Origin of the sequence: Streptomyces sp. NPDC007264, from assembly GCF_042869095.1 — a bacterium.
GTDB lineage: Bacteria > Actinomycetota > Actinomycetes > Streptomycetales > Streptomycetaceae > Streptomyces.
The window spans coordinates 560,956-578,348 of sequence record NZ_JBIAFD010000001.1; the positions used below are offsets into that span (position 1 = coordinate 560,956).

The following is a 17,393-nucleotide window of genomic DNA, read 5'->3' on the forward strand; positions in this document are numbered from 1 at the left end:
CCGCACAGGCCGGCTCGTGCGCGGCGGGTACGCGGCGCCCCGGGAGCCCGCGCTCCCTCCCGGGTCAGCCGGCCTCCGCCACCCGCAGTCCCAGCTCCGCCGCCAGCACGGGTGCCAGGTCCAGGAGCTGGGCGTGGCTGATCACCGCGCCGGACAGGCGGTCGACGCCGCGGGCGAGGTCCAGCTCCGCCGCGCGGCGCAGGTCCACGTCCCGCAGGACCGCCCCCGTGAGGTCGGCCCCCTTCAGGACGCAGTCGATGAACTCGACCCGCTCCAGCCGGGCGCTCCCGAAGTCCGGCTCGACGAGGACACAGCCCTCGAAGACGACGTCGGTGAGCCGCGCCCCGCGCAGATTCAGATAGTCGATCTTGCCGCCGCGCACCAGCACCCGTTCCAGCACGGCCCCGTGCAGCAGCACCCCGCCGAGCCGGGCGTCCACCAGTTCCACGTCGCGCAGCGTGGCCTCGGCCAGGTCCGTGCCCACGCCCCGTGCGCCCGTGAGGACCGAGTCCAGCATCCGGGCGCGGTGCAGCCGGGTCTCGTCCAGCGCGCAGCCCGTCAGCGCGCAGTCCATGAACCGGGCGCCCCCGCCGTCCTGTCCGGCGAAGTCCCCGTCCCGGAACTCCAGCCCGTCGTAGTCCCCGTCGGGCGCCAGCTCCCCGTCCTCGAAAGCGACCAGCTCCGGCAGCCGTACATCCGGCCGCCGTGCCGGCTTCACCACCTGTCTCCTGCGCACCATGCCCCCATGCTGCACCCCACCACTGACACCGGCGCGGCCTCGACCTCGGTCAGCCGACGCGGGGAAAGCGTGCCTGGAGGGTCCAGATCGCCGGGTTCTCCGCCAGGTCCTCATGGAGGTCCGTGAGGTCGGCGATCAGATCGTGCAGGAAGTCGCGCGCCTCGCGGCGCAGTTCGGTGTGCGAGAAGGCCAGCGGCGGTTCGGCCGGCAGCCACTGCGCCGCGATCTCCACCCAGCCGAAGCGGCGCTCGAAAAGCAGGCGGTCGGTGGACTCGGTGAAGTCCAGCTCGGCGCGCTGCGGCCGGGCGGCACGGCTGCCGAGGGGGTCGCGGTCGAGCCGCTCGGCGATGTCGCACAACGCCCACGCGAAGTCGAGCACCGGCACCCATCCCCAGGCTGTGGACAGCTCCCGGTCCGCCTCGGTGTCGGCCAGATAGACGTCACCGCAGAACAGGTCGTGCCGCAGGGCGTGGACGTCCGCGCGGCGGTAGTCGGTCTGCGGGGGGTCGGGGAAGCGGAGGGAGAGGGCGTAGCCGATGTCGAGCACGGGGGCGATGGTGTCACGGCCCGGCCGGTCCCCCCACGGCGGGCCGCCGCGTCAGCACCTTGCGCAGCACCGTGCAGGGCCGGCCCCGCTGGAGGTCCTCGCGCCGTCCGAGGACCGTGTGACCGAGGGCGGTCCAGAAGGCGAGGCCGCCGGGGTTGTCGTCGAGGACGGCGAGGCGCACGGCGGTGTGGCCGGCGGCACGCAGGCGGTCCTCGACGAGTGACGCCAGCCGGCGGCCGTGGCCCTGCCCCTGCATGCCCGCGTCCACCATCAGCAGCCCGATCCACGGGTCCGGGTCGGCCGGGTCGGGATGGCGGGCCAGGGTGATCGCGAGCCCGACGAGCCTCTGCTCGCCGCGTGCCACCAGCACCTCGACGTCCGGGTTCGCCGCCTCCTCGGCCAGCGCGGCCGCCACCTGCTCCGGCCGGATGTCGTCCGGGTCCGGGAAGTCGCCGCTGAGAGCGTGGTAGGCGCGGTTGGAGGCGTACAGCGAGGTGAGCTCGGCCAGCAGCGGGGCCGGGACGGTGCCGCCGGGGGTGCGGGGGAGGGGATGGAGGAGCACGAGGGCACCGTAACGCGGGACGGGCGCCGCGGACCGGGAGTGCGCGGACACCCCCGGCCACGCGCACCGCGGGCGGGGGTGTCACGACGTACGGACCCGGTCCCTGCACGACGTACGTCCGTCCGTACCCGCAGGTACGTACGAACGGGCGCCGCCGGGCGATCAGATGTTGACGCCGAAATCCTGGGCGATGCCGGCCAGGCCCGCGGCGTACCCCTGGCCGACCGCGCGGAACTTCCACTCCGCGCCGTTGCGGTACAGCTCGCCGAAGATCATGGCCGTCTCCGTGGCGGCGTCCTCCGACAGGTCGTAGCGCGCGATCTCCTGGCCGCCGGCCTGGTTGACGATGCGGATGTACGCGTTGCGTACCTGGCCGAAGTTCTGCGAACGGGACTCGGCGTCGTAGATGGAGACGGGGAAGACGATCTTGTCGATGTCGGCGGGGAGGCCCGCCAGGTTGACGTTGATCGCCTCGTCGTCGCCCGCGCCCTCGCCCGTGCGGTTGTCGCCGGTGTGGACGATCGTGTTGTCCGGGGTCTGCTTGTTGTTGAAGAAGACGAAGTGCTGGTCCGAGTAGACCTTGCCCTGGCCGGTGACCGCGATCGCGGAGGCGTCGAGGTCGAAGTCCGTGCCGGTGGTGGTGCGGACGTCCCAGCCGAGGCCCACGGTGACGGCGGTCAGGCCTGGGGCCTCCTTGGTGAGCGAGACGTTGCCGCCCTTGGACAGGCTTACAGCCATTGTTGGGAGTCCCTTCCCTCGTTCGCGTGCGCGCTGCGGTACCTACGGCTTCGTACGGGCACGAAGCTACAGCTACCCGTACCAACGCCAAGGGGGGTCCCCACGGTTCCGGATCTCTTTACTTTCTTTACCCAAATGGTTCGGGCCGCCCGAAAACGGGGTGACGCGAACCGGACGGCGCGCGACCATGGAGGCATGTCCGGTCCCTACCTCGTCCGCGGCTCCGTCTCGCTCCCCGAGGCCGAGCTCATGTGGCGTTTCTCGCGGTCCTCGGGGCCCGGTGGACAGCACGTCAACACCAGCGACACCCAGGTGGAGTTGCGCTTCGACCTGGCCAAGACGCAGGCACTGCCGCCGGTGTGGAAGGAGCGGGCCCTCCAGCGGCTCGCCGGCAGGCTCGTCGACGGCGTCGTCACCGTCCGCGCCTCCGAGCACCGTTCGCAGTGGCGCAACCGCGAGGCCGCCGCCGTGCGGCTCGCCTCCCTGCTCGCCGAGGCGACGGCGCCGCCGCCCAGGCCCCGCAGGGCGACCCGCATCCCCCGCGGGATCAACGAGCGCCGACTGCGGGAGAAGAAGCAGCGCTCGGAGACCAAGCGAGGGCGCTCGGGCAACGACTGGCGTTAGGCCCTGTCGTTCGGATCATCCCGGCGTCGCGGGGTCCGGTGCGCACATCTGCGGCGTTGTCGTCGGTTGCCGACGCCCCGCGTCGGCGCCCTCCTCCGCCTTGCAGCTGCACGCACCGGACCCCGCTCGGGTCGGCCCGGAAGGCGGCGGGACCCACAGCCGGCCTGATCCGAACGACAGGGCCTAGCCGGCGCGCGTCGGCGGACGCTCCTGCCACGTCTTCTCGCCGCCGTCCGTCAATCCACTGACGAACGGCGGCGAGGAGATGTGCGGATGGGCGAGAGCGAATTCCCGGCAGGGAACGGCGCGGGATACGGCACGGCATACGGCATGACGTACGGCATCGCATACGACGGGGGATACGAGGGGCCGTACGACGGGCGAAACGGCGTGCCGGACAAAGGGAAGGACGAAAGGCGCGGCGGCGAGGGTCTCGGCGCGGAAAGCGAATTCCTCGTCGAGCGGTTCGAGACCCACCGCCCCCGTCTGCGCGCCGTCGCCCACCGCATGCTCGGCTCGCTCGCCGAGGCCGACGACGCCGTCCAGGAGACCTGGATCAGGCTCAGCCGTTCCGGGACCGGCCGGGTGGGGCGGGTGCTGTGCTTCACGGTGGTGCGGGGGCGGATCGTGGCGATCAGATCGTCGCGGACGCGAAGGCGCTGGCCGCGCTGGAGGTCGTGGTGCGGTGAGCCCTCTCGGGGGTGGCGTCACGGGGCTCCGCCCCGGGCCCCTGGGATTCTCGTGGGGGTGGGGTGGTGGATCGGTGCGGGTCGATCGTGGCTGGTCGCGCAGTTCCCCGCGCCCCTTTTCGGGCCGGGCCCGGGATTCTCGTGGGGTGGTGGATCGGTGCGGGTCGTCCGTGGCTGGTCGCGCAGTTCCCCGCGCCCCTTTCGGGCCGCGCCCCATTCGAGGTCGCGTCGCTTTCGGGGCTCAGCCCAGGTGGCGGTAGCGGCCCCTGAAGTACAGCAGGGGGCCGCCTTCGGCGCTGGGTACGTGGGCCGTCAGGACGCGGCCGATGACCAGGGTGTGGTCGCCGGCGGGCACGCGTTGTTCGGTGCGGCACTCCAGGGTCGCCAGGGCGCCGCGGACCAGGGGGGCGCCGCTGACCTCGCCGTGGACGTAGGGGATGTCCTCGAACAGGAGCCGGTCGCTGATGCGGCCCCTCATGGCGAAGCGGCCCGCGATGTGCCGCTGACTCTCCGCGAGCACGGAGACGGCCCACAGGGGCTGCTCGGCCAGCAGCTCGTCCATGCGGGCTCCCTCGCGCAGGCTGACCAGGACCAGGGGCGGGTCCAGGGACACCGAGAGGAAGGCGGTCGCCGTCATGCCGACGTCCTCACCCTGAGTGATGTCGCGGCGCGGAGCGCCCCCGTCAGGGCGGTGGCGGGTGACGGGCGGGACCTCCGGGTCCAGGGCCGGCTCGTGCGCGGTCACCAGGACCACGCCGGCGGCCAGCCGGGACATGACGGCGCGGAACTCGTCGTTGCTCACCCCCTCAGCATGCCCGGAGGCGGGCGGGACGGCGGGCGCGGACGGGGCGGGGGGAGTCTTGAGCACGCCAGAACGCTAGTCGGCGCCTTGGGGCGTCCGCATCGGCCCCGGGCCCGAACCGCGACCTAGGACCAGCGGCGGACCCCGGGGCGAGCCGGGCCGGGTCTCGCGGTAGGGTCCGTGGAAAGCAACTCGGTGCATCTGCCCGTTAGTTGGCACGTATGATCACGGCATCCGCACAACTCCCGAATTGCCTTCCGTAAAGGCGCGGGGAAAACGCGGAATCCCTACCCAATTGTTCATGTTCTGCTGTGACTTGAGTCACAGGGGCAGTATTTTGTTGACCCTGTGTACCTAGTGGGCAGCGCGCTGTGATTCAGTGGCGGGGACGCTGCACGACGCTACCTCCGGAGTACGCCCCGTAGCGTGACGAGGAAACCGGCGGAACCGTAGTTCGGCGACGCGTCCCTGGAGTTGCCGCGAGACATCGAGGGGAGGGCGGATGGAGACCGAGTCGGAGCCCTATGTCCGCCTCGCGACGCTGCGGCAGCTGCACCAGGTGATGGCGGACATGAACACGGCCCGCAGCCTGGCGGACACACTGCAGACCGTCGCCGACGGCATCGTCAACGGTCTCGGGTACGAGCTCGCCGCCGTCAACCTCGTACGCCCCGACGGCGACCTCGTCGTGGCCGCGTTCGCCGGGAACTCCGCCGCCGAGGCGCTGATCACGGGTCGGGTCGGCTCCCGCGACGCCTGGGAGCGCCGGCTGGGCATGGGCGAGGCCTGGGGAGACCTGCGGTTCATACCGCACACCGAGGGCTGGGTCCTCGATGACGACGACGTGCCGCAGTGGTACACCGACGGCCCCGAGCCCCGTTTCGAGGACGAGTGGCACCCCTCCGACCGCCTCTTCGCGCCCATGTACACGTCCACCGTGCAGGGCGGCGCCGGCGGTGAGCTGATCGGGGTCATCTCCGTGGACCGCCCGCGCAACGGGCGGCGGCCCGGCGCATGGGGGCGCGAGGCGCTCCAGATGTACGCCTTCCAGGCCGGCATCGCCATCAGCAACGCCCGGCTGAGGGCCAACATGCAGCGGGCCCTCGTCCGGCTGGAGCGGGAGCAGCAGGCCCTGCGCGCCAGCGAGGAGTCCTTCCGGCAGGCGTTCGAGTACGCCCCCTCCGGCATGGCCATCGCCGAGATGGGCGGCGACCAGCACGGGCGGATCCTGCGGACCAACGACGCGCTGTGCCGCCTGCTGGGCCGGCCCGCCTCCGCGATGCGCCGCTACTCGTTCTCCGACCTCGTCCACCCCGAGGACATCGGCACGCTGCTGCGGACCTCCGCCGAGGGCGGCCGGGCGGAGCTGAGGCTCGGGCGCCGCGACGGTACGTACGTCTGGGTGTCCCTGCGCAACTCCGTGGTCGCCGACGCCGCCGACGGGCCCCGCTTCCTGCTCACGCACGTCGAGGACATCGAGGAGCGCAAGCGCCGCGAGCTGCAGCTCGCCCACCGGGCCTCCCACGACTCGCTCACCGGCCTGCCGAACTCCGCCGAACTGCGTTCCCGGCTGTCCGCCCGCCTCTGCCAGCGCCCCCACTCCCTGCCGCCGGGCGCGGCCGACTCCCTGGACGCCGCCTACGCGGGACACGGGGCTGACCATCCGGCGGTGTTCGGCGGCGGCCACGCCTTCGACTTCCACAGCGGGCCGGGGCCCCTCGACGCCTTCGACCACCATGTGCACACGGTCGCGCCCGAGAGCGACATCGACGACGGCACCAAGGGGCTCGCGGTGCTCTTCTGCGACCTCGACGGCTTCAAGTCGATCAACGACCGGTTCGGGCACAACGCGGGCGACGCCGTCCTCATCGAGGTCGCCCGGCGGCTCAGCCGCGGCGTGCGCGACGGGGACACCGTCGCCCGGCTCGGCGGTGACGAGTTCGTGGTGCTCGCCGACGGGCTGGGCAAGGCCGACGCCCAGGACCTCGCGGTGCGCCTGCGCAACGAGATCATCCAGCCGATCCGGGTCGACGGCCGCGCCATGCGGGTCGGCGCCAGCTTCGGCATCGGCTGGGCCCACTGCGGCATGACTGCGGACGAAGTGTTGAAATCCGCCGACGAGCGGATGTACGTAGAGAAACGCTCTCGTCCCAAACAGCATCGGCGCGCCGGGTAAATACCAGGTCAGCGCGAGGGTGATGGGAAGAACACCCGTCCGGGCCGCCGAGAGCAGGTAGGCTCGCGACTCATCACGTACACATATGACCCGCACCTGCTGAGGAGTACCTAGGGATGACGCCCGGCAACAACGGCGCGAGCACGCCCGAGGACGACGACCCGTTCGGCTATCTGTACGCCGACGGTCAGGCCAACGGCGCCCAGCCGCCCACCGGCGGCTACGGCTACCCGGGCTCCGTCAACAGAGTGCGCGCCGTCGGCGAACGCCAGTACGGCCAGCCGCAGCCGCAGGCCCAGACGGCCGCCTACGGCCAGGTGCCGCAGCAGGGGGCGTACGGCCAGGGCGCCTACGGGCAGCCCAACGCGCACTACGCCGCGCCCGAGACCGTACCGGGCGGCGCCACCACGACCCGGCAGACGCCGGTCGGCGGGGGCGGCGGCGGGCGAGGCCGGGGCCCCAACACCAAGGGCCTGCTGATCGGCGCGATCGCCGTGGTCGCCGCGGTCGTGATCGGCATCGGCATCGCCATGATGGGAGACGACGGGGACGACGGGAAGTCCGGCGGCCAGGCGGGCTCCGACCCCTCGGCCGGCCAGAGCGCGTCCCCGAGCGCGTCCACCACCCAGCAGTCGACGGACGACACCAAGCTGCCGACGATCGACGCCAAGGCCCTGCACCTGGAGAACGGCGCCACCACCGCCTCCGACGTCAAGGGCGCCAAGGCCGACGGCGGGATCTACGTGGCGGGCCTCAACAACGTCGGCGCCGCCGTGACCTGGAGCGTGGACGTGCCCAAGACGGGCCAGTACACGCTGTACACCGGCTACGGCGTGCCCGGCGTCGACGCCACCGCCACCCTCACGGTCAACGGCACGCCGCAGACCACCCCCATGTCCCTGAAGAACTGGGCGCAGGCACCCCAGGGCGACTGGGAGAAGGGCTGGACGAAGACGTTCAACTACATCCAGCTCAACAAGGGCACCAACACCATCAGGATCTCCTGCGAGCAGGGGAACCAGTGCAACGCCTACCTCGACCAGCTGTGGCTGACGAAGGGCTGGGACAAGTCCTAGGCGGCTACGCCGCCGTCGCCCCGCCGGTCACCGTCACCTGGTCCACCAGTTCCTCGTAGGTCCGGCGGTCGAACTCGCCCGCCACGGGTGCCGACACGGTCGCCGTGGACAGGGCGACCGCCCGGGCCAGCCGGGCCGGCCACGGCAGCCGCTCCACCAGGCCCGACAGCAGGCCCGCGACCGCCGAGTCGCCCGCGCCCGTCGGATTGCCCTGCATCCGGCGCGGCGGCACGGCCCGCCAGCGCCCCTCCGCGTTCACGGCGAGCAGTCCCTCCGCGCCCAGCGACGCGACCACGGCGTGCGCGCCGCGTCGGCGGGCGTCCCGGGTGGCCTGCAACGGTTCGTGGGAGCCGGTGAGTTCGGCCAGTTCGTCGGCGTTCGGCTTGACGATGTCCGGGCGTGCGGCCACCCCGCGCCGCAGCGGCTCGCCGCTCGTGTCCAGCAGGACGGGAACGCCCGTGGCCCGTGCGGTGCGCACCAGCTGGGCGTACGCCCCCACCGGCACCCCGGGTGGCAGGCTGCCGCACAGGGCCACCGCGGAGGCGGAGCGCACCAGGTCCTCGTACGTTCCCAGGAGCGCCGACCATTCGGCGGACTCGATCCCCGGGCCCGGCTCGTTGAGCTGGGTGGTGTCCCCGGTCGTCTCGTCGACCACCGCGATCGTGCGCCGGGTGGGGCCGCCGACCGGGACGAGCGCGTCCACCACGCCGGGCGTGCCGGTGAGCTGGTCCCGCAGGGAGCGGCCCGTCGCGCCGCCCGCGAAGCCCGTGGCGGTCACCGCGTGGCCGAGCGCGGCGAGCACCCGCGCCACGTTCAGGCCCTTGCCGCCGGGCCGTTCGGTCACGTCCGTCACCCGGTGGGAGGTGTGCGGCCGCAGCGCCCGTACGCGATAGGTGATGTCGAGAGCGGTGTTCAGCGTGACCGTCAGGATCACCTGGAGGGCCTCCCTCGAAGTCGTGGCGGCGCCTTCCGCGCGACCGTACGCCGGTCGCGTAGGCCCCGTCCCGGAATGCGCTTCGGCCGACGGTGTGTGCGGCGGCTCGATCATGCCAAACGAGGCGGCGGTCGGCCCAGCCCCCCCGGCCCGACCGCCGCGCCAACCAGCGGATGAATCATCCCAGTTGGGGATCGACCACCCATGCGCCGCGCCGCATCACGCCCTTGAGGCCGAAACCGGCGTCCAGCAGCACCAGGTCGGCGTCCTTGCCGGGCTCCAGGGAGCCCACCCGGTCGTAGACGCCCAGCAGCCTGGCCGGGTTGGCCGAGATGGCCGCGACGACGTCCTCCACCGGCAGTCCGTCGACCGTGACCGCCCGCTGGAACGCACGGTCCAGGGTGAGCGTCGAGCCCGCGATCGAACCTCCCTCCACCAGCCGCGCCACCCCCTCGCTGACCTCGACCTCCAGCGGGCCGAGCACATAGCGCCCGTCGCCGAACCCGGCCGCGTCCATCGCGTCCGTGATGAACGCGACCCGGCCCGCCCCCGCGTGACGGAACGCCAGCCGGAGGGAGGCGGGGTGCAGGTGCGTGCCGTCGTCGATCAGCTCGACCGTGATCCGCTCGTCCTCCAGGAGCGCGGCGACGGGACCGGGCGCGCGATGGCCGAGCTGCGGCATCGCGTTGAAGAGATGGGTCGCGACGGTCGCGCCGGCGTCGATCGCCGCCACGGTCTGCTCGTACGTCGCGTCCGTGTGCCCGATCGCCGCGATCACACCGTGCTCGGCGAGCAGCCGCACGGACTCGATGCCGCCGGGCAGTTCGGTGGCGAGGGTGACCATCTTCGCCCGGCCGCGTGCGGCGTCGATGAGCTTGCGGACCTCGGCCGGGTCCGGGTCGCGCAGCAGCGCCTCGGAGTGCGCGCCCTTGCGGCAGGGCGAGATGAACGGCCCCTCGAAGTGGATGCCGGCGATGTCGCCCTGCTCGGCCAGCTCCGACAGCAGCCCCGCCTGCTGGGTGAGGAAGACGGGGTCGGCGGTGACGGTCGAGGCGACGATGGTGGTGGTGCCGTGCAGCCGGTGGGTGCGGACGGCCGTCAGGACCTCGTCGGCGGTGCCGTGGAAGGAGGCGCCGCCGCCCCCGTGGTTGTGCATGTCGACGAATCCGGGGACCAGCCAGTGGCCCCGTACGTCGATGATCTCCGCGTCCTGGGGGGCCGCGCCCGCGATCCGCGTGCCGTCGACGATGACGCGGCCGTCGGTCACGGTCCCGGTGGGAAGCACCACCCGGGCACCGGCGAGAACCTTGCTAGGGGCCATCAGGTGGTTACCTCCGAACGGTCAGTGGTGTGCAGGAGATCCCAGGCGAGGAGCGCCGCGCCCAGGCATCCGGCGGTGTCCCCCAGCGCCGCGGGGACGATCGAGGGGAGCTGCTGGAAGGTGGCCCGCCGCCGGACGGCGTCCCGCAGCGGTGCGAACAGGATTTCCCCGGCCTCGGCCAGCCCGCCACCGATGATGAGCGTGCCGGGGTCCAGCAGGGTGATCGCGGTGATCAGCCCGTCGGCGAGCGCGTCCACGGCCTCCCGCCAGATCCGCACGGCGTTCGGGTCACCGGACGCGACGGCCTTCGCGCAGGCCGCTGCGTCCGCGCCCGGGTCCCCGCACGTCTCGGCCCATGCCTCGCCGACGGCGGCGGCCGACGCGTACCGCTCCAGGCAGCCGCGCTGTCCGCACGGGCAGGGAGCCCCGCCCGGCCGTACGACGACGTGGCCGATCTCCCCCGCGAAGCCGTGGGCCCCGGCCTCCACCCGGCCGCCCATGCCGATGGCGCTCGCGATGCCGGTCCCGAGGGGCACGAACAGGAAGCGGTCGGCTCCCCTGCCCGCGCCGAGCCGGCCCTCGGCGAGCCCGCCGGTGCGCACGTCGTGCCCGAGCGCGACCGGGACGCCGCCGAGCCGGCGGCCGAGCAGGTCGCGCAGGGGCACGTCGCGCCAGCCGAGGTTGGCCGCGTAGCGGGCGATGCCGCGGTCGGCGTCGACGATGCCGGGGACGGCGATCCCGACCGCGGACGCGGGTTCGCCGAGGTGCCGCTCGCCGTGGGCCCTCAGCTCGGCGGCGAAGGAGAGGATCGACTCCACCACGGCGTCGGCGCCGCGCTCGCGCCCGGTCGCGCGGCGCGCCCGGTGCAGCACGGGGAGACCGGGTGCCTGCCGTGGCAGCCGCGGCTCCGTACCGCTCCCGGGGGCGCCGGGGCTTCCGGAAGCCCCGGAAGACGCCGTGTCCCCGGCCCCGACCAGGGCGGCCTTCATCCCGGTGCCGCCCACGTCGAGGGCGATGACATGTCTCACGAAGGACAGTGTGGCGCCTGAACCCTGAAGAGGTCTAGTCCATTCGCGCGGTGGAGCGCTCGCACCGGTACGGCCGAGGCCGTCACGGCCGGCTCGTCGGCCGGCCGGCGAGCCGGATACGGTTCCCCCCATGGACGACCTCACCGCCCGCGAAAAGGCCATCCTCGCCCTGGAGGGGCGCAGCTTTCCCGGGGCGGGCGCCAAGGAGCGCGCCGTGCGGGAGCAGTTGGGCCTCGTCCCGGTCCGCTACTACCAGCTGCTCAACGCCCTCCTCGACGACCCCCGGGCCCTCGCCCACGACCCGGTCACCGTCAACCGCCTCCGCCGCGTCCGCGACTCCCGCCGCGCGGAGCGCTGACGGCCGGCGTCCGAAGACGCGCCCGCGACCGTGCGTGAGCCCGGCCCCCCGCGGATAGGGTCGTGTCATGGGCAGCCACACGGACTCCTCGCCGACCCCCGCGACACCGGCCGGACGCGACGGTCTCGACGCCATCCTCGCGCGGCCCGGCCGGGCGGTGCTCGCCTTCGACTTCGACGGGACGCTCGCCCCGATCGTCCCCGACCCCGACCTCGCCCGCGCCCACCCGGACGCGGTCCCCGCCCTCGCCGCAGTCGCCCCCGAGGTCGCCTCCGTGGCGGTCGTCACCGGCCGCCCCGCCGACGTCGCCGTCCGCTACGGCGGCTTCGCCGGGGTCCCCGGGCTCGAGAACCTCGTCGTCCTCGGCCACTACGGATCCGAACGCTGGGACGCCCGCACCGGCACCGTCACCGCCCCCGCCCCGCACCCCGGCGTCGCCGCGGTCCGCGCCGAACTGCCCGGCGTCCTCGCACGCTCGGGCGCCGGGGGCGGCGCGTGGGTCGAGGAGAAGGGGTTCGCCGTCGCCGTCCACACCCGCCGCGCTGAGGACCCGCAGGCGGCCTTCGAGGCCCTGCGCGAACCCCTCACCGACCTCGCCACCCGCCACGGCCTGGTCCTGGAACCGGGCCGGCTCGTCCTGGAGCTGCGCCCGCCGGGCATGGACAAGGGCAAGGCACTGCTGGAGTGGGTCCGCGCGACGGGCGCCGAGGCGGTCCTGTACGCGGGTGACGACCTCGGGGACCTCCCCGCCTTCGCCGCCGTCGACAAGCTCCGCTCCGACGGCGTCCACGGCCTGCTGGTGTGCAGCGGCAGCGACGAGGTCCCGGAACTGGCCGCGCGGGCGGACCTGGTGGTCGACGGCCCCGCAGGGGTCGTCCGGTTCCTGAGAACCCTGGCCGACCGCCTCACCGGATCCCCCCGGTAGAACGAGCGGCCCCGCACGCCCGAAGCGCCCCGGCGAGCCGAGCCGACCCGACCCGACCCGACCCCGGGCAACACCCCGGCGGCCCGAGCCGACGCCGCACCGGCGTGTGGTTCGGTGTCGCACTGGCCTGTGGTTCGGTGCCGCATCGGCCTGTGGTTCGGCGCCGCACCGGCGTGTGGTTCGGTGCCGCACCGGCGTGTGGTTCGGTGCCGCACCGGCGTGTGGTTCGGCGCCGCACCGGCGTGTGGTTCGGCGCCACATCGGCCTGTGGTTCGGTGCGACACCGGCCTGTGGTTCGGCGCCGCACCGGCGTGTGGTTCGGCGCCGCACTGGCCTGTGGTTCGGCGCCACATCGGCCTGTGGTTCGGTGCGACACCGGCCTGTGGTTCGGCGCCGCATCGGCGTGTGGTTCGGCGCGGCACCGGCGTGTGGTTCGGTGTCGCACTGGCCTGTGGTTCGGCGCCACATCGGTCCGTGGCCCGGCCCCACATCGGCTGCGGACCGGTGCCACGTCGGCCGCGGACGCGACCCCGCACCGGCCGCGGACGCGGCCCCGCACCGGCCGCGGACCGGACGCACCGGCCGGAAGGCCGGCCCGTGCCGTCGCCGTCGATGGCCGGAAACGGCCGGCGCTCAGCCGTCCAGCGCGCTCAGCTGGTCCAGGAACCACCGGGCCGGAGGGAGCGCCGTGGCCTGGGCGGCCAGTCGCTTCGTGCGCTCGGCTCGCTCGTCCGCCGGCATCGACAGGGCCTCGTGCAGCGCCGCCGCCGTGCCCCCGATGTCGTACGGGTTCACCGTCACCGCGTCCTCGGACAGCTCCTCGTACGCACCCGCCTCCCTCGACAGCACCAGCGCGCAGCCCTCGTCGGAGACCACCGGGATCTCCTTGGCGACCAGGTTCATGCCGTCCCGGATCGGGTTCACCAAGGCCACGTCCGCCAGCCGGTACGCGGCGAGCGAGCGCGCGAAGTCGTCCTTCACATGCAGTTCGACCGGGGTCCAGCCGGGCGTCCCGTGACGTGAGTTGATCTCCTGGGCGACCCGCTGGACCTCCGTCGTGTACTCCCGGTAGACGGCCAGGTCCTGCCGGGAGGGGTAGGCGAAGGCGACGTGGACGACCCGCTCCCGCCACTCGGGACGCGAGTCGAGCAGCTCCTCGTAGGCCAGCAGGCCGCGCACGATGTTCTTCGACAGCTCCGTGCGGTCCACCCGCACGATCGCCTTGCGGGCGGTGCCGTCGGGCGCCGTGCCGATCTGCTCCCGCAGGGTGCGCATCCGTTCGTCCACGTCCGGCTCGTGCGCCCGCCTGCGCAGGAAGTCCCCGTCCGCGCCCAGCCCGTGGACGCCGATGCGGGTGCCCGAGGGAATGGCGGGGCCGAGGACCGCGTGACAGCAGTCCGTGAAGGCGTCCGCCCACCGCCGGGTGAGGAACGCCGCCCGGTCCGCGCCCAGGATCCCGCCCAGCACCTGTGCCGCGATGTCGTCGGGCAGCAGCCGGAAGTAGTCGGGCGGCGCCCACGGCGTGTGCGAGAAGTGGCCGATCCTGAGGTCGGGACGCAGCTCGCGCAGCATCCGGGGGGCCAGGCTGAGGTGGTAGTCCTGGATGAGAACCGCCGCCCGAGGGGCCGCCTCCTGGGCCAGCGCCTCGGCGAACGCGCGGTTGTACGCCTCGTACGACGCCCACTGCCGCCGGAACCCCGCGTCGAAGACCGGCTCCAGCGGGGTCTGGTACAGCATGTGGTGCACGAACCACAGCACCGAGTTCGCGACGCCGTTGTACGCGTCCGCGTGCACCTGCGGGGCGATGTCGAGCATCCGCACCCGCTGCCCGCCCGTGTCCGACGGATCGAGCGCGCCACCCGTGCGGCGCACGGCCTCGCGGTCGCCGTCGCCCAGCGCCGCGCACACCCACACCGCGTCCGCCTCCGGTCCGATCGCCGACAGGCCCGACACCAGCCCGCCGCCGCCGCGCCGGGCGGTGAGCGTTCCGGTCTCGTCCAGCGCGTAGGAGACCGGGCCGCGGTTGGACGCGACGAGAACGCGAGCGTGCTGCGAAGCCACATGCGTGGAAGCCATGCCACGAAACCTAGCCCGAGCCGAAAACGCTCAAACGTGCGGTTCGGCCGTCTGCGGAACCGTATACAACGGCCGAAACCGGTGCCCGACCCGCGCCGGCCCGCGCCCCCGGAGGGGCGCGGTCAGGCGGCCTTGCGCTCCACGTACTCCTCGATCTCCGCCATCGGCGGCCGCTCCTCCGTGTCCACGCGGTACGTACGCGGCTCGAAGCCGTGCACGCCCCGCTCGAACTGGGTGAGGGAGGGGCGGACCAGATGCCCGCGGGCCAGCCGCAGCTGCGCCGTGCGGTAGATCGCGGCGGCCATGCGGCCCAGCGCCTGGCCGTCCTGGTGGCGGTGGATGCGCACGCCCACGTCGACCTGGGCCAGCGCGTCCAGGCCCACCAGGTGCAGGGCGTCGACCAGCATGCCCAGCTCCACCCCGTAGCCGACCGGGAACGGGAGCCGTTCCAGCAGCGAGCGGCGGGCCGCGTACTCGCCGCCGAGCGGCTGGACGAAACCGGCCAGCTGCGGCCAGTGCATGTTCAGCAGCGGGCGCGCCATCAGCTCCGTGACGCGTCCGCCCTGGCCCGCGGCACCCGTGCCGGAGCCGCGCTCGCCGGCCAGCGTCAGCGGCCGGTCGTACATCGCCTTCACCAGGTCCACGCCCGGGTCGGTGAGCAGCGGGCCCACGATCCCGGAGACGAAGTCCGACGAGAACTCCTTCAGGTCCGCGTCGATGAAGCAGACGATGTCCCCGCCGGTCACGAGGAGGGAGCGCCACAGCACCTCACCCTTGCCGGGCACCGCCGGGATGCGCGGCAGGATCGCGTCGCGGTGCACCACCGTCGCGCCGGCCGCCGCGGCGACCTCGGACGTGCGGTCCGTGGAGCCGGAGTCGACCACGACGATCTCGTCGACGAGCGGAACCTGCTGCATGAGATCGTGGCGGATGACGGAGACGATCTCGCCGACCGTCTCCTCCTCGTTGAGTGCGGGCAGCACCACACTGACCGAGGAGCCCGAGGTGCGTTTGGCGGCCAGGACCTGGTGGAGCGGACGGTCGGTCACGGACCAGGAGCGGGTGCTCAGCCAGCGCTCGACTTCTTCCAGCACAGTCTGCGGCTCCTCACGTTCGACGGACGACGGTACGTTCGGTGGGTCGCGGTCGTCAAAGGGGATCAAGGGATCTTCGAATGGGTCTCGACTGTGTGATCCGTCTCGCGGACCGGACGACTATCTCAACTCTGCTGGCCTTCGGTTACAGTCTTGAACAACGCCGGTGACCATCGCATGTCGGGAGTCGCCGCTGCCGACACCAGTGAAACAACCGCATACAGCTCATCCAGAGGGGCAGAGGGACACGGCCCGATGAAGCCCCGGCAACCCTCCAGCCGGCTCTCGTCGTCACAGCGAGGCTCACGGCTAGGGAAGGTGCCAAATCCGTCTCACGGCGAGATGCGCCGTGAGGAAGATGAGGAGAAAGGGCCTCGCCTCAATGGCTGCGCAGACAGTTGCAAGCACCACGAACTCCGTGAATCTCGGTCCCGCCGCGGCCCTGTCCTGCCGCGAGTGCGGCCACCGCGTGCCGCTCGGGCCGGTCTTCGCCTGCGAGGAGTGTTTCGGCCCGCTGGAGATCGCCTACGACTTCTCGGGCTATGACACCGAGGAACTGCGGAAGCGGATCGAGGCGGGTCCCGCGAACATCTGGCGCTACGCCCCGCTGCTGCCGGTCCCGGCGGACGTCACCGAGAAGCCGAACCTCAACCCCGGCTGGACCAAGCTCGTCAAGGCCGACAACCTGGCGCGCGAGCTGGGCGTGACCGGTGGGCTGTACGTGAAGGACGACTCCGGCAACCCGACGCACTCCTTCAAGGACCGGGTGGTCGCCCAGGCGCTGGAGGCGGCGCGGGCCTTCGGCTTCACCACCCTCTCCTGCTCCTCCACCGGCAACCTCGCGGGCGCGGTCGGCGCCGCGGCGGCCCGGGCCGGACTGCGTTCCTGCGTGTTCATCCCGCACGACCTGGAGCAGGGCAAAATCGTCATGGCCGCGGTCTACGGCGGCGACCTCGTCGGCATCGAGGGCAACTACGACGACGTGAACCGCTTCTGCTCCGAGCTGATCGGTGACCCGGCCGGCGAGGGCTGGGGCTTCGTCAACGTCAACCTCCGGCCCTACTACGCGGAGGGGTCGAAGACCCTGGCGTACGAGATCGCCGAACAGCTGGGCTGGCGGCTGCCGGACCAGATCGTGGTCCCGATCGCCTCCGGCTCGCAGCTCACGAAGATCGACAAGGGCCTGCAGGAGCTGATCGGGCTCGGGCTCGTCGAGGACCGGCCCTACAAGATCTTCGGCGCCCAGGCGGAGGGCTGCTCGCCGGTGTCGGTGGCCTTCAAGTCGGGCCACGACGTCGTCCGGCCGCAGAAGCCGGACACCATCGCCAAGTCGCTGGCGATCGGCAACCCGGCGGACGGCCCGTACGTCCTCGACATCGCGCGCCGCACGGGCGGCGCGGTGGAGGACGTGACCGACGAGCAGATCGTCGACGCGATCAAACTGCTCGCCCGCACCGAGGGCGTCTTCGCGGAGACGGCCGGCGGTGTGACCGTCGGCGTCACGCGCAAGCTGATCGAGAACGGCCTCCTCGACCCGGCGAAGTCGACGGTCGTCCTCAACACGGGAGACGGTCTGAAGACCCTCGACGCGGTGGCCGGCACGGGCCTGACCGCGACCATCCGCCCCACCCTCGACTCGTTCCGCGAGGCCGGCCTCGTCTGACCTCCTGCCCGCCCCCTACCACCACCAGCAGTACTCCGACC

At 72.9% G+C, this 17,393-nt stretch carries 16 protein-coding genes, 1 pseudogene and 1 riboswitch; of the genes and pseudogenes, 7 read left to right on the forward strand and 10 right to left on the reverse strand.

The annotated features are described in order from the left end of the window. Window positions 1-64: 64 nt before the first annotated feature. From ACFYMU_RS02535 to ACFYMU_RS02550, 4 genes are all read right to left on the reverse strand, one after another. Window positions 65-739, reverse strand: coding sequence for a pentapeptide repeat-containing protein (locus tag ACFYMU_RS02535; RefSeq protein ID WP_388366871.1), 675 nt, complete (start codon window positions 737-739; stop codon window positions 65-67). 49 nt (window positions 740-788) lie between these two features. Next, window positions 789-1,286: a hypothetical protein gene (locus ACFYMU_RS02540; protein ID WP_388366873.1), complete on the reverse strand. Its 498-nt coding sequence runs from the start codon at window positions 1,284-1,286 to the stop codon at window positions 789-791. A gap of 13 nt (window positions 1,287-1,299) precedes the next feature. After that, window positions 1,300-1,848, reverse strand: a complete 549-nt coding sequence (locus ACFYMU_RS02545) for a GNAT family N-acetyltransferase (protein ID WP_388366875.1) — start codon at window positions 1,846-1,848, stop codon at window positions 1,300-1,302. Window positions 1,849-2,010: 162 nt separating this feature from the next. Further along, on the reverse strand, window positions 2,011-2,586 hold the full coding sequence (locus tag ACFYMU_RS02550) for a TerD family protein (RefSeq protein WP_388366877.1): 576 nt from the start codon (window positions 2,584-2,586) through the stop codon (window positions 2,011-2,013). Between the two features lie 195 nt (window positions 2,587-2,781). Between ACFYMU_RS02550 and arfB the strand changes: the two genes are divergently transcribed. Continuing rightward, a complete protein-coding gene (gene arfB, locus ACFYMU_RS02555; RefSeq protein ID WP_388366879.1) occupies window positions 2,782-3,210 on the forward strand; it encodes an alternative ribosome rescue aminoacyl-tRNA hydrolase ArfB in 429 nt (142 codons plus the stop codon). A 507-nt stretch (window positions 3,211-3,717) separates the two neighbouring features. Beyond that, a pseudogene (locus ACFYMU_RS02560) lies at window positions 3,718-3,789 on the forward strand (hypothetical protein); the annotation flags it as partial. 351 nt (window positions 3,790-4,140) lie between these two features. On the opposite strand, the gene ACFYMU_RS02565 reads toward ACFYMU_RS02560, so the two are convergent. Then, window positions 4,141-4,767: a flavin reductase family protein gene (locus ACFYMU_RS02565; protein ID WP_388366880.1), complete on the reverse strand. Its 627-nt coding sequence runs from the start codon at window positions 4,765-4,767 to the stop codon at window positions 4,141-4,143. 436 nt (window positions 4,768-5,203) lie between these two features. Between ACFYMU_RS02565 and cdgB the strand changes: the two genes are divergently transcribed. Then, window positions 5,204-6,877, forward strand: a complete 1,674-nt coding sequence (gene cdgB, locus ACFYMU_RS02570; protein WP_388366882.1) for a diguanylate cyclase CdgB — start codon at window positions 5,204-5,206, stop codon at window positions 6,875-6,877. Window positions 6,878-6,993: 116 nt separating this feature from the next. Beyond that, entirely contained in the window at window positions 6,994-7,953 is a 960-nt protein-coding gene (locus ACFYMU_RS02575; RefSeq protein ID WP_388366884.1) for a CBM35 domain-containing protein, read from the forward strand. Window positions 7,954-7,957: 4 nt separating this feature from the next. On the opposite strand, the gene ACFYMU_RS02580 is transcribed toward ACFYMU_RS02575, so the two are convergent. The 3 genes from ACFYMU_RS02580 to ACFYMU_RS02590 form a co-directional block, all read right to left on the reverse strand. After that, on the reverse strand, window positions 7,958-8,887 hold the full coding sequence (locus tag ACFYMU_RS02580; RefSeq protein ID WP_388366886.1) for a 1-phosphofructokinase family hexose kinase: 930 nt from the start codon (window positions 8,885-8,887) through the stop codon (window positions 7,958-7,960). 178 nt (window positions 8,888-9,065) lie between these two features. Then, window positions 9,066-10,208: an N-acetylglucosamine-6-phosphate deacetylase gene (gene nagA, locus ACFYMU_RS02585; protein WP_388366888.1), complete on the reverse strand. Its 1,143-nt coding sequence runs from the start codon at window positions 10,206-10,208 to the stop codon at window positions 9,066-9,068. Then, window positions 10,208-11,236, reverse strand: a complete 1,029-nt coding sequence (locus tag ACFYMU_RS02590) for an ROK family protein (protein ID WP_388366890.1) — start codon at window positions 11,234-11,236, stop codon at window positions 10,208-10,210. The genes nagA and ACFYMU_RS02590 overlap by 1 nt, the downstream gene beginning before the upstream one ends. Before the next feature lie 130 nt (window positions 11,237-11,366). On the opposite strand from ACFYMU_RS02590, the gene ACFYMU_RS02595 reads away from it, so the two are divergent. Beyond that, window positions 11,367-11,594 (forward strand): DUF3263 domain-containing protein, encoded by a 228-nt coding sequence (locus ACFYMU_RS02595; protein WP_388366892.1) that lies wholly within the window; start codon window positions 11,367-11,369, stop codon window positions 11,592-11,594. Window positions 11,595-11,661: 67 nt separating this feature from the next. Continuing rightward, a complete protein-coding gene (gene otsB, locus ACFYMU_RS02600) occupies window positions 11,662-12,519 on the forward strand; it encodes a trehalose-phosphatase (protein WP_388366893.1) in 858 nt (285 codons plus the stop codon). Between the two features lie 633 nt (window positions 12,520-13,152). Here otsB and ACFYMU_RS02605 read toward each other — a convergent pair. Both ACFYMU_RS02605 and ACFYMU_RS02610 read right to left on the reverse strand, forming a co-directional pair. Next, on the reverse strand, window positions 13,153-14,595 hold the full coding sequence (locus ACFYMU_RS02605; protein WP_388366894.1) for a trehalose-6-phosphate synthase: 1,443 nt from the start codon (window positions 14,593-14,595) through the stop codon (window positions 13,153-13,155). 122 nt (window positions 14,596-14,717) lie between these two features. Beyond that, window positions 14,718-15,689 (reverse strand): glucosyl-3-phosphoglycerate synthase, encoded by a 972-nt coding sequence (locus ACFYMU_RS02610; protein ID WP_388366896.1) that lies wholly within the window; start codon window positions 15,687-15,689, stop codon window positions 14,718-14,720. 222 nt (window positions 15,690-15,911) lie between these two features. Next, window positions 15,912-16,054: riboswitch (SAM riboswitch) on the forward strand. A 17-nt stretch (window positions 16,055-16,071) separates the two neighbouring features. Between ACFYMU_RS02610 and thrC the strand changes: the two genes are divergently transcribed. Beyond that, on the forward strand, window positions 16,072-17,352 hold the full coding sequence (gene thrC / locus ACFYMU_RS02615) for a threonine synthase (RefSeq protein WP_388366898.1): 1,281 nt from the start codon (window positions 16,072-16,074) through the stop codon (window positions 17,350-17,352). The last annotated feature ends 41 nt before the right edge of the window (window positions 17,353-17,393 follow it).